Annotated in this window: 25 protein-coding genes and 1 pseudogene; 19 read left to right on the plus strand and 7 right to left on the minus strand. The window is 65.3% G+C overall.

From position 1 onward, the window contains the following. The 8 genes and pseudogenes from AC5P7A_RS20220 to AC5P7A_RS20255 form a co-directional block, all read left to right on the plus strand. Window positions 1-484 (plus strand): annotated as a pseudogene (locus AC5P7A_RS20220) (TrbL/VirB6 family protein); the annotation flags it as partial. 66 nt (window positions 485-550) lie between these two features. Further along, window positions 551-1,039: a DUF4189 domain-containing protein gene (locus AC5P7A_RS20225; protein ID WP_495220558.1), complete on the plus strand. Its 489-nt coding sequence runs from the start codon at window positions 551-553 to the stop codon at window positions 1,037-1,039. Between the two features lie 307 nt (window positions 1,040-1,346). Then, window positions 1,347-1,871 carry a DUF4189 domain-containing protein gene (locus AC5P7A_RS20230; RefSeq protein WP_401729547.1) on the plus strand — a complete coding sequence of 175 codons (525 nt, stop codon included), beginning with the start codon at window positions 1,347-1,349 and terminating at the stop codon, window positions 1,869-1,871. 3 nt (window positions 1,872-1,874) lie between these two features. Further along, the gene (locus AC5P7A_RS20235; RefSeq protein WP_197606893.1) at window positions 1,875-2,351 is read left to right on the plus strand and encodes a DUF4189 domain-containing protein; all 477 of its coding nucleotides are present in this window, start codon (window positions 1,875-1,877) and stop codon (window positions 2,349-2,351) included. A gap of 366 nt (window positions 2,352-2,717) precedes the next feature. Next, window positions 2,718-3,731, plus strand: coding sequence for a hypothetical protein (locus AC5P7A_RS20240; protein WP_227863895.1), 1,014 nt, complete (start codon window positions 2,718-2,720; stop codon window positions 3,729-3,731). A gap of 490 nt (window positions 3,732-4,221) precedes the next feature. Beyond that, window positions 4,222-4,758, plus strand: coding sequence for a hypothetical protein (locus AC5P7A_RS20245; protein ID WP_014647568.1), 537 nt, complete (start codon window positions 4,222-4,224; stop codon window positions 4,756-4,758). Between the two features lie 57 nt (window positions 4,759-4,815). Continuing rightward, window positions 4,816-5,823, plus strand: a complete 1,008-nt coding sequence (locus AC5P7A_RS20250) for an XVIPCD domain-containing protein (RefSeq protein WP_075075582.1) — start codon at window positions 4,816-4,818, stop codon at window positions 5,821-5,823. A 96-nt stretch (window positions 5,824-5,919) separates the two neighbouring features. Beyond that, a complete protein-coding gene (locus tag AC5P7A_RS20255; protein WP_425604365.1) occupies window positions 5,920-7,188 on the plus strand; it encodes a hypothetical protein in 1,269 nt (422 codons plus the stop codon). Between the two features lie 54 nt (window positions 7,189-7,242). Here the strand turns inward: AC5P7A_RS20255 and AC5P7A_RS20260 are convergent, their stop codons facing one another. The 3 genes from AC5P7A_RS20260 to AC5P7A_RS20270 are packed head-to-tail and all read right to left on the minus strand — an operon-like array spanning window position 7,243 to window position 9,921. Further along, complete coding sequence (locus AC5P7A_RS20260) at window positions 7,243-8,571, minus strand: XVIPCD domain-containing protein (RefSeq protein ID WP_049408125.1); 1,329 nt, start codon at window positions 8,569-8,571, stop codon at window positions 7,243-7,245. Continuing rightward, the gene (locus AC5P7A_RS20265) at window positions 8,568-9,221 is read right to left on the minus strand and encodes a hypothetical protein (protein ID WP_014647564.1); all 654 of its coding nucleotides are present in this window, start codon (window positions 9,219-9,221) and stop codon (window positions 8,568-8,570) included. The genes AC5P7A_RS20260 and AC5P7A_RS20265 overlap by 4 nt, the downstream gene beginning before the upstream one ends. Before the next feature lie 43 nt (window positions 9,222-9,264). Beyond that, the gene (locus AC5P7A_RS20270; RefSeq protein ID WP_229653708.1) at window positions 9,265-9,921 is read right to left on the minus strand and encodes a hypothetical protein; all 657 of its coding nucleotides are present in this window, start codon (window positions 9,919-9,921) and stop codon (window positions 9,265-9,267) included. Window positions 9,922-10,181: 260 nt separating this feature from the next. Between AC5P7A_RS20270 and AC5P7A_RS20275 the strand changes: the two genes are divergently transcribed. Continuing rightward, on the plus strand, window positions 10,182-10,688 hold the full coding sequence (locus AC5P7A_RS20275) for a GNAT family N-acetyltransferase (protein ID WP_049441675.1): 507 nt from the start codon (window positions 10,182-10,184) through the stop codon (window positions 10,686-10,688). A gap of 33 nt (window positions 10,689-10,721) precedes the next feature. On the opposite strand, the gene AC5P7A_RS20280 is transcribed toward AC5P7A_RS20275, so the two are convergent. Both AC5P7A_RS20280 and AC5P7A_RS20285 read right to left on the minus strand, forming a co-directional pair. Then, a complete protein-coding gene (locus tag AC5P7A_RS20280) occupies window positions 10,722-11,159 on the minus strand; it encodes an acetyltransferase (protein WP_495220547.1) in 438 nt (145 codons plus the stop codon). 68 nt (window positions 11,160-11,227) lie between these two features. Further along, window positions 11,228-11,995 (minus strand): NAD(P)H-dependent oxidoreductase, encoded by a 768-nt coding sequence (locus AC5P7A_RS20285; protein ID WP_111205482.1) that lies wholly within the window; start codon window positions 11,993-11,995, stop codon window positions 11,228-11,230. A gap of 78 nt (window positions 11,996-12,073) precedes the next feature. Between AC5P7A_RS20285 and AC5P7A_RS20290 the strand changes: the two genes are divergently transcribed. The 5 genes from AC5P7A_RS20290 to AC5P7A_RS20310 all read left to right on the plus strand — a co-directional run bounded on the left by AC5P7A_RS20290 (window position 12,074) and on the right by AC5P7A_RS20310 (window position 16,040). Further along, window positions 12,074-12,433 (plus strand): winged helix-turn-helix transcriptional regulator, encoded by a 360-nt coding sequence (locus AC5P7A_RS20290; RefSeq protein ID WP_049441669.1) that lies wholly within the window; start codon window positions 12,074-12,076, stop codon window positions 12,431-12,433. 75 nt (window positions 12,434-12,508) lie between these two features. Continuing rightward, a complete protein-coding gene (gene tadA, locus AC5P7A_RS20295) occupies window positions 12,509-13,033 on the plus strand; it encodes a tRNA adenosine(34) deaminase TadA (protein ID WP_014647558.1) in 525 nt (174 codons plus the stop codon). A gap of 75 nt (window positions 13,034-13,108) precedes the next feature. Continuing rightward, a complete protein-coding gene (gene orn, locus AC5P7A_RS20300) occupies window positions 13,109-13,681 on the plus strand; it encodes an oligoribonuclease (protein ID WP_014647557.1) in 573 nt (190 codons plus the stop codon). A gap of 170 nt (window positions 13,682-13,851) precedes the next feature. After that, window positions 13,852-14,724: an EcsC family protein gene (locus AC5P7A_RS20305; RefSeq protein ID WP_046431294.1), complete on the plus strand. Its 873-nt coding sequence runs from the start codon at window positions 13,852-13,854 to the stop codon at window positions 14,722-14,724. 200 nt (window positions 14,725-14,924) lie between these two features. Beyond that, the gene (locus tag AC5P7A_RS20310) at window positions 14,925-16,040 is read left to right on the plus strand and encodes an alkene reductase (RefSeq protein WP_014647555.1); all 1,116 of its coding nucleotides are present in this window, start codon (window positions 14,925-14,927) and stop codon (window positions 16,038-16,040) included. Window positions 16,041-16,129: 89 nt separating this feature from the next. Here the strand turns inward: AC5P7A_RS20310 and AC5P7A_RS20315 are convergent, their stop codons facing one another. Next, the gene (locus tag AC5P7A_RS20315) at window positions 16,130-17,023 is read right to left on the minus strand and encodes a mechanosensitive ion channel family protein (RefSeq protein ID WP_136191781.1); all 894 of its coding nucleotides are present in this window, start codon (window positions 17,021-17,023) and stop codon (window positions 16,130-16,132) included. A 148-nt stretch (window positions 17,024-17,171) separates the two neighbouring features. Beyond that, window positions 17,172-19,550, minus strand: a complete 2,379-nt coding sequence (ppsA, locus tag AC5P7A_RS20320) for a phosphoenolpyruvate synthase (RefSeq protein WP_014647553.1) — start codon at window positions 19,548-19,550, stop codon at window positions 17,172-17,174. 144 nt (window positions 19,551-19,694) lie between these two features. Between ppsA and ppsR the strand changes: the two genes are divergently transcribed. From ppsR to AC5P7A_RS20345, 5 genes are all read left to right on the plus strand, one after another. Beyond that, a complete protein-coding gene (gene ppsR / locus AC5P7A_RS20325; RefSeq protein WP_014647552.1) occupies window positions 19,695-20,516 on the plus strand; it encodes a posphoenolpyruvate synthetase regulatory kinase/phosphorylase PpsR in 822 nt (273 codons plus the stop codon). Between the two features lie 178 nt (window positions 20,517-20,694). Continuing rightward, window positions 20,695-21,204: a DUF1249 domain-containing protein gene (locus AC5P7A_RS20330; protein WP_032956108.1), complete on the plus strand. Its 510-nt coding sequence runs from the start codon at window positions 20,695-20,697 to the stop codon at window positions 21,202-21,204. A 41-nt stretch (window positions 21,205-21,245) separates the two neighbouring features. Next, on the plus strand, window positions 21,246-21,734 hold the full coding sequence (locus AC5P7A_RS20335; RefSeq protein ID WP_014647550.1) for an NUDIX hydrolase: 489 nt from the start codon (window positions 21,246-21,248) through the stop codon (window positions 21,732-21,734). Between the two features lie 124 nt (window positions 21,735-21,858). Continuing rightward, complete coding sequence (locus AC5P7A_RS20340; RefSeq protein WP_032956104.1) at window positions 21,859-22,476, plus strand: DUF2239 family protein; 618 nt, start codon at window positions 21,859-21,861, stop codon at window positions 22,474-22,476. Between the two features lie 118 nt (window positions 22,477-22,594). After that, window positions 22,595-23,956 (plus strand): MATE family efflux transporter, encoded by a 1,362-nt coding sequence (locus tag AC5P7A_RS20345; protein ID WP_495220548.1) that lies wholly within the window; start codon window positions 22,595-22,597, stop codon window positions 23,954-23,956. Window positions 23,957-24,228: the final 272 nt, after the last annotated feature.

The raw sequence follows: 24,228 nt of genomic DNA on the forward strand, positions 1-24,228 counted from the left end.
CGGCACGATGTTCTCGATGGCGGTACTGGCAGCGATGGTATCGATCGCGCTGGACATGGTGATCCGTGTCTCGACCGCGTTCTGGTCCACCGCCCTGGTCAACAAGTTCCTGCTCGAAGGCGCCTCCAGCGACGGCATGACTAGCCAGGCGATGCAGCAGGGCGGCATGGGATTGATCCTGACGACCTTGATTCTGACTGCGCCCCCAATGGCGGCCATGTTCTTCCAGGGCACGCTGGGTAGCTTCATGGCATATTCGCAGATAGGTGGCAGTCCGGTTGCTGCTGCGCCGGGACCTAATGGGCAGCCGCCGGGTAGCTATTACACGCCGGATAAGCCATCTAGTAATACAAGTGCACCCACCAACATTCAGGATGCGACAGCTGGGATATCGCGCATGACATTGCCGCAGAACTCCACTTTGGGGACCAGGATACGGGCCTTCGAGGGGCGAATCGCTAGCCTTCTTGTTGGGAATCCTTAACTTGAGTTGGCTTCATTACATGGCTATTGAGTAGAGTTCATGAATTTTGGAAAATTCGTTCTGCCGATGCTTCTGTTCGCCTTGCCTGTACTCGCATATGCAGAGGGCCGCTGTCCACCTGGTCAGTATCCGATTGGTGGCCAAGGGGTTGGTGGCTGTGCTCCAATCCCCGGGGGCGTGGGTGGAACTGAACCACCGAGTCCTAGGGCGACCGGGCGCTGGATAAAAACATGGGGGGCCATCTCTCGTTCGGTTGCAACGGGTGACGTCGGTGCATCGGTTGGGAAACGTGCGAAGGCAGAAGCTGTCGCGGAAGCTCAATCTCGATGCGCAGCTTATGGCGCGCAGGACTTCGCTGTGGGTCTTACGTACAAGAATCAGTGTGCTGCCTTGGCAGCTCCCGAGCCGGGTTCTGGCGGAAAGATATCAATGGCAGGTGGTTCTTCGAGAGAGGTTGCTACTGAGGCAGTTTTGAAGTATTGCGCAGAGAATGGTGGCGGAACTTGTACAATTAGGTACACCGATTGCAGTGAGCCCCTGTTCGAAGCATTCTGAGTTTCCTTTGGATTTGACTGGGATTTCATTCGGCGGCTTTGTCAATCACCCCGACTTTCCTAGACACATTGCAGCCATAATTCACAGCAGCACTAGGGATGCTCTGAACAACCCTCGTTGCGCGCAGCATTTCTGAAGCCTCGGCTTTCCAGAGCCGGCAGTCGCAGAAGTACTACCCTGTTTTGCCGCGGCCAACAAGCATGCCTGTCATTCCAATTGCTAAGGATGGAAATAGCTTGACCGACGGGAAGTTCGGATCTGCCCGTTAAGTAAAACTCTCTGCTTTTGGTGTTAGGAGATTCCCGATATGAGGCGTTCAATAGCAGCATATTTGGTCGCAGCAATTGTGGTGGCGGGTACTGCGCTCACGTCTGAGTCGGTCCGGGCCGAGGGGCGGTGTCCACCTGGTCAGTATCCCATCGGTGGCCAGGGTGTTGGTGGGTGTGCTCCTATACTTGGCGGCGCAGCTGCCGCGGATACTGGGCCCAAAGCAACCGGCCGTTGGATAAAGACTTGGGGTGCCATTGCGCTATCCCCAAGCGGCGCATCCGGTGCGTCGTCAGGAAAAAAGAGTAAGTCTTTGGCTGCGATGGAGGCCGAAGCAGTCTGTGCGCAAGGGGGGGCTAGCGGCTGCAAAGTTGCTTTTACCTATAAGAATCAGTGCGCAGTTGCAGTGGTGCCCAAGTCGGGGACAGGGGGAACTCTTTTCAGTAGCTCGCCGACAGTTGAAGAATCAAAAGCCCGTGCATTGAAACAATGTGAGAATGGCGGAGGCAGCGATTGCCAGGTGATCTTCGAGAATTGCGCTGAACCTGAATTTCAGGAATTCTAGTTGATGAGCGCTGGGGAGTGCTCGCTGGGGCTCTTCAGATGTCCTCTTGGGCAGTACCCGATCGGCGGGCAGGGGGCGGGTGGCTGTGCCCCGATTCCAGCCTCTCATGGTGAGGGGAGTTGCGGGCCGCGTGCGATAGGTAAGTGGATCAAAGCCTGGGGAGCCATATCCCGTTCTGTTGCGACCGGTGATGTGGGAGCTTCGGTTGGAAAGAGATCAAAGGCCGAGGCTGTCGCTGAGGCTCAGTCCCGGTGTGCGACATATGGTGCGAAGGATTGCACTGTAGGGATAACGTATAAGAACCAGTGCGTCGCTTACGCGGATCCGGCTCCGGGCTCTAAAGGCTTGATTTCAATGGCCGGCGGCCCAACGAGAGAGGCCGCTTCCACTGAGGTTCTGAAGTACTGTGCTGCTCACGGCGGTGGGCAGTGCACGATCAAGTACACCGATTGCAGTGAGCCGATCTTCCAAGAATTCTGATTGCTCGATGGAGCTGCGTTGATACATCCGACGTCCAGCGTCTATCGCATTCTGGCAGATTGGTGGTATCTGTCTCTAGGTGAGACTGCTGCTTGGCGCTTGAGTCACGTAGGTAGCCACTCATGGTGATTGCGCTTTTTTTCAATCAAGATCGCCTCTCAATCCAAGTTCCGTTAGGCGACCAATCCCTCCTCGAAGTAGGGTGCGTTCGCGTCAAAAATGTTGACGCTTCAGCCCCTCATTTGCTCTCGCTTGATGCGCAGGCTTTGCGCTTAGGTGGGCGTCCCTCGATGCGACGCGCCAGGCCGTGCTATAAGGCCCCATTCGCGATGCCGTAGGTCTTCGCGCCATTCGAAGGAACGAATCATGCCGAATCCCGGCCGTGTTGCCTCGCTGATTGGCGGACTGCTGTTCGCCTCGTCGGCCCATGCCGCTGATAGCTGGGTCATCTTCACCGGTGGCGAAACGCCGAACCGCGAGGCGTGGGTGGTCGATGCACAATCGCTCGCCGACCGCTCGGATCTGGTCGGTTTTCTGCAGCGTGCCACGCCGGCAGAGCAGAACGCGTACCTGAAGCAGTTGCGCCGCAGGAAGCCGGCGAAGCCCGGTGACCCAGTTGCGGGTCCGGAGCCGGTGTACGAAATCCAGGTCAATACCGTCTACGAGAACGCGACCAAACCGAATCGACTGGTCAGAAAGTACTGGGTGAACTGTTCGCAGAACAGCGTGGCCATCAGGACGAGCCTGATCCAGTGGCGCGATCGGCCAATGGAGAACGTCCCGCCGGATAAGTTCGAACCGCAGGCCGAGGCGATTGCTCCCTGGCAGGTGCAACTGGTGCGGTTTGCCTGTCTAGTTGGGCCTGATCCCAAGGCCAAGGCGCCAGCGGAAATGATGAAGCGTGGCTTCTTTTCCATCGGTGACGTCGGGCAATCGCCTGTGGATTTCATCTGGGCCAGCCTGTGGAAGGACGGCAAACGTCCAGCATTCACCTATCTGCCGGGCGACGCTGAAATGGATCGTACTGTGCGTAGCCTGGAAGCGACTGTGGCGCGCGGCCAGAGTGAAACCAGCAAAGCTCTGGATGAGTCGCGGCGCGCAGCCAACCGAGTGGGTCGCAACAATCTCATGGACCTGTGGATCGGCAAGACAGAGCAGGAATTCGTGCGGACGTGGGGCCCACCGGATCGTGTGGAGAACGGGGCCGATGGTTCGCGCACGTTGTACTTGCATCGTGGCGAGCGTGTGCAGGGATTGAATGCTTATGGGCATGTCGTCAGTGACGTGAACAATCGATGCGATATCACGGTGCTGACGACGGACGGCTACGTCCGCGACTACGCCACACAGGGGGCCGCATGCGCCCAGCAGTTGCGCTGAGCGCGATTGCTGGCCACAACGCGAGGAAGCATGGCTTGTGCTGGGTCCCGCACCCGTCGACTTAAGCGGCGTAGGCTTTCCGTGCAACATCGCCCCGGCCGGACCAGACCGTATGTGGGAATGCGAGCCATACCTGCGGTGCCATCCACCGCGTGTCTGATTGTCGGATAAGCCACCATTCACGTTAACCGCGCTGTTTCTGTGATCAAGTGCGCTTTTCATCCCAAGCACCCTTCGACGAGCGCTGCCTCCTCGAAGTAAGCTGCGTGCGCGTCAAAATCCCGACGCGCCGGTGCCATCGAACACAGGAGCTTTTCCGTCCATGAGGACTGTGTCCCCCCGCGGTGCGGGTGACGCTTGCCACCATCGCGGTTGCCGTGGGCTCGGGGCTATCATCCGCCATGGCGGCCGCAGGGCACGTGCGAGGCATCGCCCCGTTTCCGGCCTCCGCTCGGGAACTGGCAAGACGGGATTGAAGGAGTTGCAGGGGATGGAGAAGGGGAGTGGCACGCACATGGACAATGCCCTGGCGTTCGTTCCGTCCGGCGCGAACCTGCTGGAAGCCGTACGCGGCGATCTGACCGGTAATGGTTTCCAGGACCAGCTCCTGGTGATCGATCAACCTCCTCCGGAGGGCTTGCTGCCCGGCGAGCACGGACCGAACCGGGTCCTGTTGTTGCTGCTGGGCGATGCCACGGGCCGCTGGCAGCTGGCGGCACGCAACGACAAGCTGGTGCCGTGCTCAACGCGCGGTGGCATTGCCGGTGATCCCTTCGCCTACGTGACGATTGAAGACGGCGCGTTCAGCGTGATCACCAACGGCGGGAGCCGCGAACGCTGGAGCAGCATCTACACCTTCCGGTATGCACCTGCCGAGCAGGCGTGCTGGGTGCATGGCGTGCAGCGCAAGGTGGTGGACACCGAAACCGAAGCAACCCACACGCGCGATTTCTCCGCGGCCGAGCTTGGCCGGGTGCGGTTCGAGGATTTCGATCCGTCCGTCGTCGCCGACGTGAGCTTGCCTTGAGTGCCATGCCTGTGAGGAGGCGGGAGTATCCAACGATGATCGAGCAGGAGTTTCACCGTGTCGCAGGATAGGGAGTCGTTGCTGTTGCGGCAGGCCACGGAGGCCGGCATGACTTCGTCCCGGGAACTGGCCAACTTCATGGCGCAGGCCGGGCATGAATCCCGTGGCTTGAGCCGTCTCAACGAGAGTTTCAACTTCACCCGGGGCATCTCGCAGATCCCGGTGGAAGCAGCGTGGCGCAATGGCAACGGCGCGCTTGAGAGCGCCCGCCAGGAGGCGCTGCGTGGGCGGCCGGAGAACCTGGCCGAACTGATGTATGGCGGGCGCATGGGCAATGACGCGCCCGGTGATGCACTGAAGTATCACGGCCGTGGCTATCTGCCGCTGGTCGGCAAGGAGAATTACGAGCGTGCCGGCAAGGCGCTGGACCTGGACCTGGTGAATCAGCCGGAGCTGGCCGCGCAACCCGAGCACGCAGGCCGTATTGCCGTGTGGCAGTGGCAGACGCGGGTGCCGGAAGCGGCGCGCGAGGACGTGCGCGAAGCGACGCGTGCCCTGAATGGCGCGCTCAACGGCATCGAAGCCCGCCAGCAGCGTTTTGACGTGTGGCAGCAGAAGCTGACCCCCGATGTGATGGCGCGCCTGGAGCGTGGCGAAGTGGGGGCGCCTGCCCAGCCCACAACGGGACGCGACATGTCGCAACCGGGCGAGCCGGGATACACGCTGTTCTCGGGAGCGCGCCAGCACCTGCAGCAGATGGGGCCGCAAAGCGGTCTGCGCAGCGTGCAGGAACTGGACAATGCCGCCGGCGCACTGGCGCTGAGCGCGCAGAAGGCGGGGATGTCGCGCATCGATCATCTCCTGGCGGGTAATGACGGTCGCACGCTGTTTGCTGTACAGGGCGCGCTGGGCGATCCGGCCATGCTGCGCGCATCGGTCGATCGCGAACAGGCGGCGCAGCAGCCGCTGGCGCAGAGCAGCCAGCAATTGGCTGCCAATGTCGCCCAGCAGGACCCGGCGGCCGCGCTCGCCCGCGAGCAGGAGCAGCGTTCTCGATCCCTGTAACACCGATGCCGGCGGGCAGGGTGCCCGCTGGCGCTTTACGTACGACGCGTGGCGCCCTGTGGCGCCGACATGGAAACCCACCCGTAAGGACACCACATGCGAATCGTTCCCCCGAATGCCCGCCACGCCGCTGCCCGCTGCAATGCACCCGTGCGTCGCCTGCCGCCGCTCTGGCTGCTGTCACTTGGACTTGCCGCAGCGTCGGCACAAGCCCAGGAGGCAGCGGCGCCCGTCGTGGAGACGCGCCCCGCTGCCGAGGCTACCGTTGAGGCGCCTGCAGGGGCGGCGCCCGTTGCAGCGCCCGCGGCGGCCGACGCCGTTGTCGCGGCGCCGGCTCCCGAAGTACCGGCTGCCGCGACACCCCCTGCGACACCGGTGGTGGACACGCAGCCGGCGCCGGCTGCGGACCCGGCGCCTGCGCCCGTTCCGCCCGCAGCGGCGGCGCCTGTGGCTGCACCGCCTACAGTCGTCGAGTCAGCGGTCCCGGCGGTAGCGCCGGCACCGCCTGCATTGGCCATCGTGCCGTTGCCGCCCGAGCAGGCGACCGAGCGTGCGCTCGGTGCCCGCTGCCCGGTGGATCTGGCCGGGCGGCTGGCGAGCCAGGGCGACCTGCTGATCGGCGCCTGCCAGGGCACCATGCCGGCGCATCTGGCTGCGATGCTGGTCGCGCTGCCCGAGCAGGACATCCACCTGCCGCGCAGCTGGCGCGAGCGTGAGGTGCGGCAGAAGGCCTGGTTCAAGGCGGTGCCGGGCTACGGCCAGCGCCCGGACTTCATCGTGCGGATGGGCGACATCTGGGTGCGCTCGTTGGAAGGGCGCGACGCCGACAGCACGTTCTACCTGGTGTCGGCGCCGTTCACCTGCAGCGACCAGGTCGCCAACCGGGATGAGTACGGCGCGGAGCCGGTCCGCGTGCCAGCGGGTGAATGCCGCGAGGCCCATGTGGCCCAGCGTGTGTACCAGGTCCGCGGGGATGCGGCGCCGAGGGATGTAACCACCGATGCCATGCCGGCCATGCCGCAGCAGGCGGAAGCTGATCGTGCGCGCCAGCTCTCGCGTGAGGGACGGATCAGCCTGGACCACAGCAAGTTGCAGTATGGCCCGGCCATGCGCTGGTTCGTGCAGTATCCGGAGTCGGCGCAGAAGGGTGGTCCGCGCGCCTACGGTGACTGGAACCGCGAGCACATCGCGTTCGTGGTCTGGACCGGCGATCGCTTCGAGCTGCGCGACAAAGTCGCGCGGGCGCAGTGGCCCTGTGATCCGGTGGCGCCCGGCGATCGCGCCTGCGGTGGATTCCCGGATTCCGGGCCGGATCTGTTCGTGACGGCCGGAGCATCGCTGCCGGTGGCGGCCTCCAGCCCCTGAACCAGAGTGCCGATGTACAACGGGAGCCGGAATTACCGGCTCCCGTGCTGTCCATCAGGCCTGCAGGCTGCGGGTCTGGTTCTGCTGCTGTTCCAGCTGCTGGTCGCGCTCCAGTGCAAGGCGCTGACCTGCGGCCTGCTGGTCGATGCGCTGGCTGCTCTGTTCCAGCGGTGTGTTCATCGCCACCGCCGTATCCACTGACACGCGAAGGTGGGCCGGGTCACCGCCCTGGCCCTGCACGGCGAAGCTGCGCGAGGCATCGGCATTCATGACCACCTCGTCGATGCGCTTGCCGCCCGCCGCATGCATTTCGGCGGCCAGGCTGCCGGCCAGTTGCGTGCTCATTACGTCTGGTACTCGGCCGACGCGGACGTCCTGCGCGTGCACGCCACGGATCGCGTCGTTGAACAGTGGGTTACCCACGTGGTTGGCATCGTCCATGCGCAACATGCTGGTGTGATGGCCGTTCTTCTCCGCTTCGCGGCGTGCCGGCTCACCGGGCTGCAGCGGGCCGCGGATATGGTCGTACAGATCGACCGCGCCGCCCGGAATGCCGCGCGCCGCGCGGGTGACACCACGGCGCAGTGATTCAACGTCGTCGCGGTACTCCTCGATCATCCTGGCGTTGTCTTTTGCCAGCTTCTGCGTTTCCGGGTGTTTCAGCACCGAGCCGTCGCCGAGGAAGTTGCCCAGCTTGTGCGCGCCGAACGAGCTGCCTGCTGCGACGAGCGGGCTGTCCGGGATAAGGGCGCGCAACGAGTGATTGCTGAAGCCGTTTGCGGCGAGTGTCTTGATCTCATCCGGCTTGGCGTAGATGCGCACTTGGCCGAAGTGCGGCGAGGCAGAGCTGACCGGATCGGAGGCCATGACATGGTTGATCATGGTGTTGCCGCCTTCCGGGATGCGGTAGCTGAGGCTGACCGCGCCATAGGCGTTGAAGGTCTCGCCCTTGACATTGAAATGGTGCGAGGTGATCTGGGCCAGCGCGCCACCGAGAGAGTGGCCGGTGACGGTGACTTCGGGTGGGCGCTGTCCGAGATCCTGTCCCTCCTTCTTGGCGTAGGCCAGGGCGCGTTGGGTCAGCGCGATGGCGTCCGGTGCCTGGACGTTGGTGCGGGCGACAACCATGCCACCATCGGTCAGGATCGCATCGCGGGCGATCTGTTCGGTGCCGCGATGTGCGACGACAATTTCATTGGTGTCGACTCGCTGGTAGATCGTTCCCTGATAACCGTTCAATCGATTATCAACGTGCTCGAGGATCTTGTACTCATGCCCGTTGATCGCTACGAGCTCTTCCTTGCCGGGAGCGCGTCGACCGACCGCACGGTCCTTGTACACGTCGTCGGAAATACCCGCATAGTCTTGGCTGCTGAGGCTCATTGGCGGACCTCATTGGCTTCAAGTGAAGCCGAGAACAGCGAATTCTGCAGCTCAGGGCGGAACTTGGTGGGGTCTTCTTGGCCGCTTGCGCCGTAGTCAGGAATCTCGTTCACGCGCGGATAGTCCGAACGAGGATAGTGGCGAGTCTCGGTCTCGCCTTTCACGAATGGCGCTGCTTCAATAAATGAAAGGAAACGCGTCTCGCCCTCGGCCCCCGTCGCCTTCAGCATCGCGCCTGCACCGGTGAACTCCCACTTGCAGACACCGCGACCGTAGTAATCCTCATCCAGCATGCGGTCGATGTATACAGTGCCCCGGTACTCGCCATCAGCGACCTTGCGCAGTTCCACCGGTTCCTGGCTGGTAATCCGTGCAGCCGTGCCGGTGGCCGGCTCGATATAGCCACACTGGTCTTCGTTGGTGACGTCGTACTGCGCGACACCTTCGACCACCGCGAAATCGCCCGGGGCGTCCTTCAGGCGCAGCACCAGTTCATAGGCCTTGCGCGGGCTGGGGTTGAGCTTGGCGAGGCCGCGCCCACCCTGGGCGACATCGGCTTCAGCAGCGGCACGTTCCTGGTTCATGGCGGTCTCCGGATGGCAGGCGGTCAACAGAAGTAGAGCAAGGCACGGAATCATCTTGTGGCGCAATGTCGGCCTCCTGGTGTGTAAGGGTGAATGTGGCACTGGCGGCTCATGGCACGAGCTTCTGCACAGTGGTGGTGGTTGAGAACAGCGCATTGCGCAGCTCTTCGCTGTACCCCGACGGAGCTTCCTCGCCACTGGCGCCAAAGTTGGCGACAGTGTCGGCGCGCGGATAGACAAGGTTCGGGTAATAAAGCGTCAGAGGCGAGTCGTACTCCATGCGCTTCTTGTCGATGAACGTCAGGAATCGCGTATCCGCCTTGCTGGTCGTGGCGCGCAACATCGCACCGACACCCGTCAGCGTCCAATGGCAGACGCCACGCCCGTAGTAGTCCTCATCCAGCATACGGTCCAGGTAAAACGTACCGCGGTACTCGTTCTCGCTGACCTTGTGCAGGGTGATGGGCTCCTGGCTGGTGATGCGGCCTGCAGTGCCTGTTGCAGGCACGATCCGTCCACAGTCTGCGTAGTTGATGGCGTCGTACTGGGCCACGCCCTCAACAACGGCGAACGGGCCTGGCGCGCCCTTAAGTGTCAGCACCAGCTCATAGGCCTGCTTCGGCGCCGGGTTGAGTTTGGCCAGGCCGCGTCCACCCGCGGCGACGTCGCGCTCTGCATCGGCGTAGGGCGAGCATGCCGCCAGCAGGACGAGGGCGAGCACTGCCAGCAGCGGCCGTCCCCTGTGTGCGAGGTGCGCTACACCCATGGCCCGATCCTGCATCGTGCGTCCGTGTCCATCTATCCTTCCTGGGTGGCAGGTTTCTCGATTATGGAACGTGCCGGGAGCCCTGTGCCACCCCTTGGAGACGGATTTTTGACGCTCCCGGGGCGCGCCGCCGGCAGATCGCTTGCCGCACAGGGCATCCGATCGTCGCGTTGGCTCTGACGCCGGACGCAGGTTCGCAGCTGAATCCGTGACCGGAATCGATCATTCACATGTCCATCACTTCATCAAAGGTGTTGTCCTTGAACTGCACGATCCGCCCTGAAACCCGCGAAGACCACGCGGTCATCCATGCACTCACCGAGGCGGCCTTCCGCGAAGCCCCGCACAGCAGCCACACCGAGCAGTTCATTGTGGATGCGCTGCGTTCGCGTGGAGAGTTGAGTCTTTCGCTGGTCGCCGAGAAGGACGGACAGGTCGTCGGGCACATCGCGCTGTCGCCGGTGACGATCAGCGATGGCAGCACCGGCTGGTTCGGCCTCGGGCCAATCTCGGTACTGCCGGACTGGCAGGGGCAGGGCATCGGTGCGGCGCTGATGCACGCGGCGCTCGGCGCATTGCGTGAGCAGGGGGCACAGGGCTGCGTATTGCTGGGAGAACCCGCGTATTACGGTCGATTCGGATTCCGCGCCGAGCCGGGCCTGGTGCTGCCGGGTGTGCCGCCAGAGTACTTCCAGGCGCTGTGCCTGCGGCCACCGATGGCGCAGGGAGAGGTGCAGTACTCGCCGGCATTCGAGGCCACGGCCTGATGATCGGGGCGGGCCTCGAACATCCGTCGAATGTCAGCCGTTGTACCGGAGATGGATCAGGGGATACGGGCGGCCCTGCGAATCCAGCGGTGAACGTCCGGTTTCGACGAAGCCCATGCGCTGGTAGAAGCCGACGGCCTGCGCGTTCTGTTCGTTGACGTCGGTACTCAGCTGCGGATGCAGGGCCAGCGCGTGCTGCAGCAACTGCCGGCCGATACCGGTGCCGCGTACGTCCGGATCGATGAACAGCGCTTCCATGTGCGTGCCGTCGATCAGCATGAAGCCAAGGGGGCGGTCCTGAGCGTCGACGGCCACGGTCATCGGAGCCTGCGGCAGGAAGCCGGCAACTTCGGCATCAATGGCCTGGCGGTCCTCGGCGCTGAGGAAGTCGTGGGTGGCATCGACGGCGCGGCGCCAGAGGTCGACGAGGGCGGCGCCGTCGTCGGCGCGCGAGGGACGGAGAGTGGTCATGGGTTCACCAAGGTGCTTGCAAAGAGCGCGTAGTATGGCGCGTCCCGACCCAGCGCGCAGGCGTGGATTCATCCGGTGTTGCGATGGCGGATGAAGGGGCTGTAGGCAGTGGCCTCCGCGCGCAGCACCACGCCATCCTCGAAATCGCCGCTGTCGTTGAAGGGCACGGTGGGCCACCGCGGCCATTGCGCCAGGCGTTCGCGGTAGTAGTGGGTTGCTGCAGCCAATGCCTCGTCGTGTGCCTGCACGTGCTCCGCTGCCAGCCCGGAACGCACGCCATGCACCAGATGCGGCTCCAGCACGTCGAAGCCGACGTAGCGCAGGCTGTACATCAAGGGCCACAGCAACAACCGGGTATCTCCCTCGCGGCCGTCGACGGCGCAGGCCCGTGCCGATGAGCCGGTGGTGACGCTCAGCAACGCACGCTTGCCGCGCATCGCGCCGTGCTCGTGGCGCAGGCGGCTGTTGTACATCGGCCCGTAGACCAGCACGCGATCCAGCCAGCCCTTGAGGATTGCCGGCGGCGCGAACCACCACAGCGGGAACTGCAGGATGACCAGATCCGCGGCCTGCAGCAGCTGCAGATGGCGCTGCACATCGGCGGGCAGCCGACCCTGTTCGGCGCCGTGGCGTTGTTCGCGCTGGGCATCGAAACGGCCGGGCTGCAAGCGACTTGAATGATGGCGGGCCGCTTCCAGCGGATCGTAGCCCTCTGCATACAGGTCGACCACGTCCACCTGCAGCGCGTCATGCCGCAGCTGTTCGGCGGCCTGTGCGGCCAGGTGGGCGTTGAACGAGCGGGGTTCGGGATGGGCAAGCAGGATGAGGGCGCGCATGGGGCGAGGTGTTGGTGGAGTGTGCGACCATCCTCGCGATGCCGGAGTGCCCCGGCAATTACGCACCTTGAGGTAACCATGGCCTACCCGGGCGATGTCTATGCCGCCGATTGCTCGGCACGCGATGCGCTGGCGCTGATCTCCGGCAAGTGGGTGATGCTGCTGTTGCCGGCGCTGGCGCAGGGCCCGCAACGCAATGGCGCGCTGCTGAGGAAGATCGAAGGGATCTCGCAGAAGGTGTTGACCCAGACCCTGCGGCAGCTGGAGCGCAACGGCCTGGTCGAGCGGTGTGATCTGGGCAGCAAGCCACTGCATGTGGAATACCGGCTGACCGAGGTCGCACGTGGACTGGTTGACACGCTGTCCGCCCTGGACCGTTGGGCCGAGCACAATTTCCCGGCGCTGGACGCCGCCCGCGAGCGCTTCGACACGCGTTAGCGGCGCCTGCACGGCCGCGGGCGTACAATGCGGCCCCGGCGGCCATCCTGGCCCTGCAGACACGCGAGAACCGCCATGACCGACGCCCTGGGTGTACCGGTGCACGACGCCGATGAACACTGGATGCGCCATGCGCTGGCGCTGGCCGAGCGTGCGCAGCGCGAGTACGACGAGATCCCCGTTGGTGCGGTACTGGTGGGCGCCGATGGCCAGCTGCTGGGCGAGGGCTGGAACCTCAACATCGCTTCGCACGATCCCAGTGCGCATGCTGAGATCGTGGCCATGCGGGCCGGTGGCACGCGGCTGGCCAATCATCGGCTGCTCGGCAGCACCCTGTACGTGACCCTGGAACCGTGCGCGATGTGCGCGATGGCCATCGTTCATGCACGCGTTGCCCGCCTGGTCTACGGCGCCAGCGACCCCAAGACCGGCGCCTGCGGCAGCGTGTTCGACCTGCTGGGCGATGCCCGCCACAACCACCGGGTGGAGATCCACGGTGGGGTGCTGGCCAAGGAGGCCAGCATGCGCCTGACCAACTATTTCCGTGCCAAGCGTGGCAAGCCGCCGCTGCTGCTGGAAGACCATGCCGGTGAGGCCTGAGGGGGCGAACCGGTATGATGGGCGCCTCTTTCCATCACCGGCAGGCCGCGCGCCTGCCCAGCAACGAGGCGACACATGGCGGACAACGGCGCGGCCAACGAGCGACTGATCTGGATCGACCTGGAAATGACCGGGTTGGATACCGACAACGATTCGATCATCGAGATCGCCACCGTGGTCACCGATGCCCAGCTCAACGTGCTGGCCGAAGGGCCGGAATTCGCCATCCACCACCCGCTGGAAACGCTGGAAGCGATGGACGAGTGGAATCGCAACCAGCACCGCCGCTCGGGCCTGTGGCAGCGCGTGGTGGACAGCACCACCACCCTGGGCCAGGCCGAGGCGCAGACGGTGAACTTCCTGGCGCAGTGGATCCCGGCCGGCCTGTCGCCGATGTGCGGCAACTCGATCTGCCAGGATCGCCGCTTCCTGCACCGCCAGATGCCGCGACTGGAGAAGTACTTTCACTACCGCAACCTGGACGTGTCCACGGTGAAGGAACTGGCCAAGCGCTGGGCGCCGAGCGTGGCCGCCGGCGTCGGCAAGAACAGCAACCACACCGCGCTGAGCGACGTGCACGATTCGATCGCTGAGCTGCGCCACTACCGCCAGTTCATGGGCGCGCTGTCGGGGCTGCCGGTTGCCTGAACAACGACGCCGGGCATGGCCCGGCGCTATCGGATGACACGCCAACGGGTAGTGCAGGCCGCTGGCCGGCAAGGCGCCGGGGTCGGATCCCTTTCCTGCGGAAAGGGCTCTGCCCCCTCTGTCGTACCCCGCGACGAACCGTTCAACTTCCTGGCGCTAAGATCGGCGCCATGAACGAGCCGATCCTGCTCCCCCGCGACATCGCCCATGACGCCCGCGACTGGTCCGACCTGCAGCGCGCGGTGGCCCTGCTGGAAGCGCCGACCCTGACCGCGCGCATGGCCAACCTGGTCGGCACGCCGCTGGAGTTCGCGGTGAAGGCGCTGCCCAGCTCGGTCTCCAACCGCATCCACGGCGCTGTGCAGGCGGCGCTGAGCAAATCGGCGCAGGCCGCGCTGTGGAGCATGGACAACAGCCCCGGCAAGGGGGCGTCCACCCGCTGGCACAAACTGGCGGCGGCCACCTCGGGCGCGGTCGGTGGGGCCTTCGGCTTCGCGGCCTTGTTCATCGAGCTGCCGGTGTCGACCACCATCATGATGCGTGCGGTGGCCGACGTGGCCCGCAGCGAGGGCTTCGACCTGTCCGAGTTCAGCACCCGCCAGGCGTGCCTGGAGGTGTTCGCGTTGGGCGGCAACTCGCCGCGCGATGATGCCAGCGAGACCGGCTACTACCTGGCCCGCGGCTTCACCACGGATGTGATGCGCCACCTGTCGGCCGAGCTGGCCGGGCGCGTGGTGACCGGCCGCGACCTGACCCTGGGCGTGGCGCCAAAGGAAGCTGGCAAGCTGCTGGCGAAGATGGTGGAAAAGGTGGCGGCGCGCTTCGGCGTGGTGGTTACCGAGAAATTCGCTGCGCAGGCGGTGCCGATCGTCGGTGCCGCCGCCGGTGCAACACTGAATACCATGTTCACCGACTACTACCAGGACATGGCGCGCGGCCACTTCATCGTGCGTCGGCTGGAGCTGAAGTACGGGGAAGACGTGGTGCGCGCCTGCTATGACCGCGTGGCGCATGGCGGCGTGCTGATCGAGCCCACGCTGTAACCGGCTTCGGGGTCGGAGCCCTTTGCGTTGCAAAGGGATCCGACCCCGGTTGCGCGCGGGGTCGGATCCCGTTCCGCAGGAAGGGGCTCTGCCGGTCATCCTTGCCTTGGGGGAACAATTGTTTTGCCAGTACATGCCTGTTGCCTGGCAGCTGGCATCCCCATCCTTTGCGGCAGTCCCCCCCGCAAGAGATCGCCGCCATGTTGTTCACTCCCCACCGCTTGGGCGCCTTGACCCTGCCCAACCGCATCGTGATGCCGCCGATGACCCGCTCGCGTGCCGCCGACGGCAACGTCGCCACCGCGGACATGGCCGCCTACTACGCCCAACGCGCCAGTGCTGGCCTGATCGTCAGCGAAGGCACCCAGATCAGCCCGCAGGGCCAGGGCTATGCCTGGACCCCGGGCATCCACAGCCCGGAACAGGTGCAGGGCTGGCGCCGGGTGACCGATGCCGTGCATGCCGCTGGCGGCCGCATCTACGCCCAGCTGTGGCATGTGGGCCGGGTCTCGCACGTGGCCCTGCAGCCGGGTGGTGCCGCACCGGTGTCGTCGTCGGCGCTGCTGGCCGAAGGCGTGAAGGTGTTTGTCGACCCTGCAGGCGCTGGCCCGGAAGCGGGCGTGGGCGAGATGATCCAGCACTCGATGCCGCGCGCGCTGCGCGAAGACGAGATTCCGGGCATCGTCGCCGACTATGCACAGGCCACCCGCAATGCACTGGCCGCCGGCTTCGATGGCGTGGAGCTGCACGGGGCCAATGGCTACCTGATCAACCAGTTCATCGACTCGCAGGCCAACCGGCGCACCGACGGCTATGGCGGCGCGTTGCAGAACCGGCTGCGGTTCCTGCGCGAGGTCGTGCAGGCGGTGACGGCCGTAGCCGGTGGTGACCGCGTCGGTGTCCGTCTGGCGCCGCTGACGACGTTGCAGGGCGCGGTGGACGATACGCCACAGGCGACCTATCTGGCCGCGGCGCACCTGCTGGGTGAGCTGGGCGTGGGCTACCTGCACATCGCCGAAGCCGACTGGGACGATGCACCGCTGATGCCGGTGGCGTTCAAGCAGGCGCTGCGCATGGTCTACCCGGGTACGCTGATCTACGCCGGCAAGTACACCGCCGAACGCGCCGAGCAGGCACTGGCTGAAGGCTGGGCTGACCTGATCGGCTTCGGCCGGCCGTTCATCGCCAACCCGGACCTGCCGGAGCGACTGCGTACCGGTGCGGCGCTGAATCCGCCGGATCGTGCGACATTCTTTGGCGGTGGCGCGGCGGGCTTCACCGATTATCCGACGCTGGAAGAGAGCGTCGCGGCCTGATCCTGGACGCTGCCGGCCAGCGGCCGGCATTCCGATGTCGTATCGCCGATGGGTGGGTGCCGACCGTTGGTCGGCACTACCGGCATGGATCAGGGCTTGTCGCGCACCAGCGCGTCAGCCTCTATCACCCCGCCATCCTTTCCATGCAGGTACAGGTGCATGTCCTGCTGCGGATACGGGATGTTGATGCCGGCCTTGTCATAGCCCAGCTTCAGCTGCTCCAGCAGCGTGACCTTGGTACCGAACCAGTCGGCCGACTTCACGTAGCAGCGGATGCCCAGGTTGATGGCGTGCGCGCCCAGCTCATACACCACCACGTCCGGTGCCGGTGTCTGCAGCACGCGTGGGTCGGCCTTCATCAACGCCAGCGCGGTATCGCGCGCCAGCTGGATGTTGTCTTCATAGCCGATGCCGATCACCAGTTCGACGCGGCGGGTCGGTTCGGCGGTGAGGTTGATGATCGGTGCAGCGGTGATCAACGTGTTCGGAATGGTGGTGTGCTGGTTGTCGGCACCGGTGATGACGGTCTGGAAGATGCGCACTTCGCGCACCGTGCCGGTCTGTCCGGCCACGGTGACCACATCGCCCACGCGGAACGGTCGCAGCGTCACCAGCATCACGCCCGAGGCGATGTTGGACAGCGAATCCTTCAATGCCAGGCCGACGGCCAGGCCAGCGGTACCGAGCACGGCCAGCAACGGGGTGATCTGCACGCCCAGCGTGCCGATCGCCAGCACCACCACGATCACAAGCGATGCGGCATACACCACGTTGCGCAGGAAGCTGCCCAGCATCGGGTCCACGCCCATGCGAGCCGTAGCGCGCGGCATCGCGTTGGACAGGCGCCGTGCCACCCACAGGCCCACCAGCAGCACCACGATCGCGGCCAGCAACGGTACGCCGTAGGTTTCCAGCAGGCGCTCCCAGTTGAGCGAGTGGAACCAGGGCGTTGCGGCGGGGGCGGGTCGGGCGGCGGCGATCATGCGGGAGTTCCTTTGCTGCTGAGGGACAGGCGCGAGGTGCGCGTGGCGTGCACGGACGCCAGAAACAGCAAGCCCCGCAGAGGCGGGGCTTGCGTGCGGCAGCAGTATGTGCGGACGTCGATGAAAGCGACGTCAGCCCATTACGGCATCAGCCGTTGGCCTTCAGCTTGGCCAGGCGCAGCCAGGTATCGACCACGGTGTCCGGGTTCAGCGACACCGACTCGATGCCTTCCTGCATCAGCCATTCGGCCAGATCCGGGTGATCGGACGGGCCCTGGCCGCAGATGCCGACGTACTTGCCCTTGGCGCGTGCGGCCTTGATCGCCATCGACAGCAGCTTCTTCACTGCCGGGTTCCGTTCGTCGAACAGGTGCGCGACGATCGACGAGTCGCGGTCCAGGCCCAGGCTGAGCTGGGTCAGGTCGTTGGAGCCGATCGAGAAGCCGTCGAAGATCTCCAGGAACTCGTCGGCGAGCAGTGCGTTGGACGGCACTTCGCACATCATGATGATCTTCAGGCCGTTCTCGCCCTGCTTCAGGCCGTTCTGTTCCAGCACCTCGACGACCTTGCGGCCTTCTTCCAGGGTGCGCACGAACGGAATCATGACCCACAGGTTGTCCAGGCCCATTTCGTTGCGCACGCGCAGCACGGCCTTGCACTCCAGCGCAAAGGCGGCCGAGAAGCTCGGGTCGACGTAACGGCTGGCGCCGCGGAAGCCGATCATCGGGTTTTCTTCGTGCGGCTCGTAGTTGCTGCCGCCGATCAGGTTGGCGTACTCGTTGGACTTGAAGTCCGACAGGCGCACGATCACCGGGTTCGGTGCAACCGAGGCGGTGAGCGTGGCGATGCCTTCGGCCAGGCGGTCCACGTAGAAGCTGACAGGATCACCGTAGCCGGCGATCTTCTCGTCGATCTTCTTCTTGGTCGCCGCATCCTGGCGGTCGTATTCCAGCAGCGCGTTCGGGTGGATGCCGATGTGGCTGGCGATGATCATTTCCAGGCGGGCCAGGCCGATGCCGGCGTTCGGCAGCTGGCCGAAGTCGAAGGCACGTTCCGGGTTGGCCACGTTCATCATGATCTTCAGCGGTGCCGGCGGCATGTTGCCCAGATCGGTGGTGGTGCGCTCGAAGCCGAGCTTTCCTTCGTAGATGAAGCCGGTATCACCTTCAGCGCAGCTGACGGTGACCAGCTGGCCATCTTCGATCACCTTGGTGGCGTTGCCCGAACCGACCACGGCCGGCACGCCCAGCTCGCGCGCGATGATCGCGGCGTGGCAGGTACGGCCGCCACGGTTGGTGACGATGGCCGAAGCGCGCTTCATCACCGGTTCCCAATCGGGATCGGTCATGTCGGCGATCAGTACGTCGCCCGGCTGCACGCGGTTCATGTCGTCCAGCGTCTTCACCACGCGGGCCACGCCCGAGCCGATCTTGGCGCCGACGGCGCGGCCTTCGGCCAGCACGTTGCCGCCCTTCTCGGTCAGCGCGAAGCGCTCGATCTGGGTGGCGTGGCTGCGCGACTTCACCGTTTCCGGGCGCGCCTGCACGATGAACAGCTTGCCGCTGACACCGTCCTTGGCCCACTCGATGTCCATCGGGCGGCCGTAGTGCTTTTCGATGACCAGCGCCTGCTTGGACAGTTCCTGCACGTCCTCGTCGCTGATCGAGAAGGTGTTGCGCAGCTCGGCCGGGGTGTCCTCGATCCTGACGCGCTCACCCGGAACATCGGAATACACCATGCGGATCGCCTTGCTGCCGAGCGAGCGGCGCAGGATCGCCGGCTTGCCGGCCTGCAGGGTGGGCTTGTAGACGTAGTACTCGTCGGGATTGACCGCGCCCTGCACGACCATTTCGCCCAGGCCGAACGAAGAGGTGACGAACACCACGTCGCGGAAGCCGGACTCGGTGTCCAGGGTGAACAGCACGCCGGACGAACCGACGCCCGAACGCACCATCAGCTGCACGCCGGCGGACAGGAACACATCCTCATGCTTGAAGCCGTGGTGCACGCGGTAGGCGATGGCGCGGTCGTTGTACAGCGAGGCGAACACTTCCTTGACCTTGTGCACGACGTCGTCGGCACCGGTGACGTTGAGGAAGGTTTCCTGCTGGCCGGCGAAGGAGGCATCCGGCAGATCCTCGGCGGTGGCCGAGGAACGCACGGCCACGGCCACATCGCCGCCGCCGTTGTCGGCGCTCAGCTTGGCGTAAGCGGTGCGGATGTCCTGGTCCAGCTGCGGCTGCAGCGGCGCATCGATCACCCAGCTGCGGATTTCCTTGCCGGCGGCGGTCAGCGCGTTGACGTCCTCGACGTCCAGCGTGGCCAGCCTGTCGAAGATGCGCTTGGACAGATCGTTGTGCGCAATGAAGTCCTTGAAGGCTTCAGCGGTGGTGGCATAACCGCCCGGCACCGAAACGCCCAGACCGGCCAGGTTGCCGATCATCTCGCCCAGCGACGAATTCTTGCCGCCTACGCGGGCCAGATCGGCCAGACGCAGTTCGTGCAACCACAGGATGTTCTCGTTCAAGCGCGATGCTCCGTTTGGCCATCGCCCGAGGCGGGCTGAGTGGCCGCGTCCGTAGGAAGAAGCCGATATGATGCCGGGCAGAGCACCGTCGGCACAAGCTTGTGCTGGCGGCCTTTTTAAGCTTCGTAGGGGGTAAAAGCGCGCATGTCGACCATCCGTCCGGTGTTCTACGTTTCCGATGGAACCGGTATCACCGCTGAAACCATTGGGCATAGCCTGCTGACCCAGTTCTCCGGGTTCAGCTTCATTACCGACCGCATGTCGTTTGTCGACGACCCCGAAAAAGCGCGTGAAGCCTGTGCCCGGATCCAGGCGGCAGGGGAGCGCTACCAGGTCCGGCCGATCGTGGTGAACTCCTGCGTGGACCAGAGCCTGAGCCTGATCCTGGCCGACAGCGGGGCGCTGATGCTGGATGTGTTCGCGCCGTTCATCGAGCCGCTGGAGCGTGAACTGGCCAGCCCGCGCCTGGCCCGGGTCGGCCAGGCCCACGGCATGGTCGATTTCGATACCTACCACCGTCGCATCAACGCGATGAACTTCGCCCTGACCCATGACGACGGCATCGCGGTGAACTACGACGATGCCGACGTGATCCTGGTGGCGGTGTCGCGCGCGGGCAAGACGCCGACCTGCATCTACCTGGCCCTGCATTACGGGGTACGCGCGGCCAACTACCCGCTGACCGACGAAGACCTGGAAAGCGATCGCCTGCCGCCGCGACTGCGCAATTACCGGCGCAAGCTGTTCGGCCTGACCATCGATCCGGACCGGCTGCAGCAGATCCGCCAGGAGCGCCGTCCGAACTCGCGCTACGCCAACCTGGAGACCTGCAAGCGCGAGGTGGCTGCGGCCGAGACCATGTTCCGCATGGAGCGGATCCCGACCCTGAGCACCACGCATACCTCGATCGAGGAGATTTCCAGCAAGGTGCTGGCCACGCTGGGGCTGCAGCGCGAGCTGTATTGAGCCTTTCCGGCGCGCCGCACTTCGCCCTGTAGAGCCGAGCCCACGCTCGGCTGGGCCGCCGGGTTCTTCCCGAACAGCAGCCGAGCATGGGCTCGGCTCTACACGGGGATCGTCGTTGTCGGGTTGGCTGTGGCTTGAGGCGCCCCCACGTTGAAGCACCAACGTGTAGGATCGACCCATGGCCCAAGCCTCGCCCCGCACCGAACGTATTCCCCGCCTGAGCCGGTTGAGCTGGCTCATGGGCCTGTACGCGGAGAACTACCGCCATCTGGTGCGCCTGTTCGAACCGGCCGGATTGGTGGCGGGCAGCTACATTTCCTCGATCGGCGACGGCCTGGACGTACGCCTGGACGTGATCGAGTGCCACCGCTACACGGTGGAACTGCGCCTGACCTACGACCTGGCTGACCCGGTCACCGGTGAGCCGGATCCCTCGGCGTATGTGCGTCTTTACCGTGACGCACGCCAGGCCGAGACCACCCATTGCTACGTCGGCCGCCGCTGGCAGGACACGATGGGCCTGTACCCGCCGCCGGCCGAGCTGATCAGCCACCGCATGCGGATGAACACCTTCCTCGGCAAGTGGCTGGAATACCTGGCTGAGCGCGGTCACGGCGTGGCCACCCTGCGCCGCGATCCCGATGGCGCAGGCACACCCGCCGAGCGCCGCCTGTCGCTGGTGCGCTGATCGGCCATAATCCACGGCTGACCTGCCGCTGGATGCCGCCCATGCCGTACACCCCGATCGTCGCCACCCTGGGCTACGTGCTGTCGCCTGATCGTCGCCAGGTGCTGATGATCCATCGCAACACCCGTCCGGGTGACCACCACCTGGGCAAGTACAACGGGCTGGGCGGCAAGATCGAAGCGGACGAGGACGTGGCAGCCAGCATGCGTCGCGAGATCGCCGAGGAAGCCGGCATCGACTGCACCGGCATGCGCCTGCGCGGCACCCTCAGCTGGCCGGGCTTCGGCAAGCACGGTGAAGACTGGCTGGGCTTCGTGTTCGTCATCGACACTTTCGAAGGCACCCCGCACGGCGGCAACCACGAGGGCACGCTGGAGTGGGTGGACCTGGACAAGCTGGACACGCTGCCGATGTGGGAGGGCGACCGCAACTTCCTGCCGCTGGTGTTCGACGCCGACCCGCGCCCGTTCCACGGCGTGATGCCGTACAAGGACGGCCGCATGGTCAGTTGGTCCTACAGCCGGCTGTGAGGTGACGAATCGGGTGGGTGCCAACCTTGGTTGGCACGCTCTTCTGGCAAATTAATACCCGGACAATATTGACTCGGTGAAATTACCCGGGCAATATTCACGCATCGCCTCTGATGCCATTGCCATGCCTGTGTCCCGACTTCCTCCCTTCAGCTGTTTCGACGGCCATCGCCTGGTCGCTTCCGGCACGCCGGAAGTGGCAGCGCTGGCGTTGAAACAACTGCGTGCCGACAACGCAGCCGGTCCGCTGCTGGTGTTCGACAACGCCAGCGGGCGAACCCGCGATTTCGACACGCGCGGCAGCGACACAGAGCTGCTGGCACGGGTGACCGAAGCGTTTCCCTCCGCCGTGGAGGCGGATGCCGACGTCACTACCGGAGAGGCGCCCGCAACCCCGCGTGGCCGTGGCCGCCCCAGACTGGGCGTGGTCGCCCGCGAAGTGACGCTGCTGCCGCGGCATTGGGCGTGGTTGGCCGAACAGCCGGGTGGGGCTTCGGTGGTGCTGCGCAGGCTGGTGGAAGCGGCCAGCCGTGCCGGTGCCGACGAGGATCGGCAGCGCCGCCACAGCGAGCGTACCTATCACTTCCTGCAGGCCATCGCCGGTGACCTGCCGGGCTTCGAGGAGGCCATTCGGGTGCTGTTCGCGCATGACCGCGCGGGCCTGGAAGCGGCGCTGCATTCCTGGCCCAGGGATGTGCGCGACCACGCCCTGCGGCTGGCGTTCGAAGACGCTGACGGCTGAGCCATCGCGCCGTTGCTGAGCGACGGCGTCATCTGATCGCGGGCCGCGGCCCGCTTCCCCTGTGCTTGCTTTGCTGGCGGAAACGCCGGGCAGGGCGGCGCCTTGCCCAGAGAATCCCATGAGCCCCCCTGTACATCCGACACCTCCGGCAGCACCCCCGCTGTGGCGCACCTACCTGACGCTGCTGCTGCCGATGCTGCTGACCAATGCGTTGCAGCTGGCCGCAGGCACGCTGGACAACATCTATCTCGGCCACCTGCTTGGCACACAGGCGGTGGCTGCGGCCGCGGCGTTCTTCCCGGTCTTTTTCCTGCTGCTGGCCCTGGTGATGGGCCTGGCCACGGGCGCGATGGTGCTGATCGGCCAGGCCTGGGGCGCGGGCCGCCCGCAACAGGCGCGCGCGGTGGCCGGCAGCGCGGTGGCGCTGATCCTGCTGTTGTCGGTGCTGGTGATGGCCCTGGGCGGCGGTTTCGCGCCACAGCTGCTGGCGGCACTGGGCACGCCGGCAGCGATCCTCGGCGAGTCCATCGTGTACGCGCGCGTGCTGTTGCTGGCGGCTCCGGTGTTCTTCCTGCTGTGGCTGGCCACTGCCGTGAGCCGCGCAGTGGGCGATGCAAAGACGCCGCTGCAGGCGCTGCTGCTGGCCACGGCGGTCGGCCTGCTGTGCACGCCGCTGCTGATCCTGGGCTGGACCGGCCTGCCGCGGCTGGGGTCGGCCAGTGCGGCTGTATCGGCGGCGTTTGCCTCATTGTTGGCCCTGGGCTGGTTGCTGTGGCGCTGGCATCGGGTAGGACATCCCCTGGCGCCACGGCGCGAGCAGTTGCGTGCCATCCGTTTCGATGGCGCGCTCATCCGCGCGATGCTGCGCATCGGCGTACCGTCTTCGCTGCAGATGCTCAGCCTGGCCATTGCCGAGATCGTATTGCTGGGCTGGATCAACCGCTACGGCTACACGGCCACGGCCGCCTACGGTGCGGTCAACCAGTTGATGAGCTGGGTGCAGCTGCCGGCGATGTCGCTGGGCATTACCGCCACCATCCTCGCGGCGCATGCGATGGGTGCAGGGCGTACGGCACGGCTGCCGGCCATCGCCCGCACCGGCGTGCTGCTTGGACTGGCGATGCTGAGTGCAGTGGTGCTGCTGGTGATGGTGCTTGCGCCCTGGCTGACCGGCCTGATCCTGGTGGCTGCCGAAGCGCGTGAACTGGCGACGCTGCAGTTGCGCACGGTGGCATGGGGCGTGCTGGCGATGGGCGGCAGCACCGTGCTGGTAGGAGTGATGCGCGGCAGTGGCACGGTATGGCGGCCAGCGCTGCTGGGCATGGCGGCGGTATTGCTGCTGGAGCTGCCGCTGGCGATGTGGATGCAGGCGCAGCACGGGCTGGCCGGCGTGTGGTGGGCGTGGCCGCTGGGGTTGCTGGCGATGCTGGTGATGCAGGTGTTCTGTTTCGAGCGCTGGCGGCGGGTGCAGGCTGGGTAGTGCCGGCCGCTGGCCGGCAACGCGGAACGGTCGGGGCAGCCGGCCAGCGGCCGGCTCTACCACTTCAGGGCCGCTGCGCCAGCGGCAGGTGGAAGCATCCGGCATCATCGCCGCCCGTCACCAGGAATCGGACGCGGCGGCGGCGGGCCCGCCGGTGACCATAGCGCCGACTCTGCGGCTTGGGAAGTAGGGAAACCCCGCGGACGAGTGATGAGGAAATGTCCACCGTCGCAGTCGGTGAGATCTGGTTGTCCACAGGGGGTGTGGATTAC

The sequence above is a fragment of the Stenotrophomonas sp. YJH_SMC_65 genome (assembly GCF_059369475.1).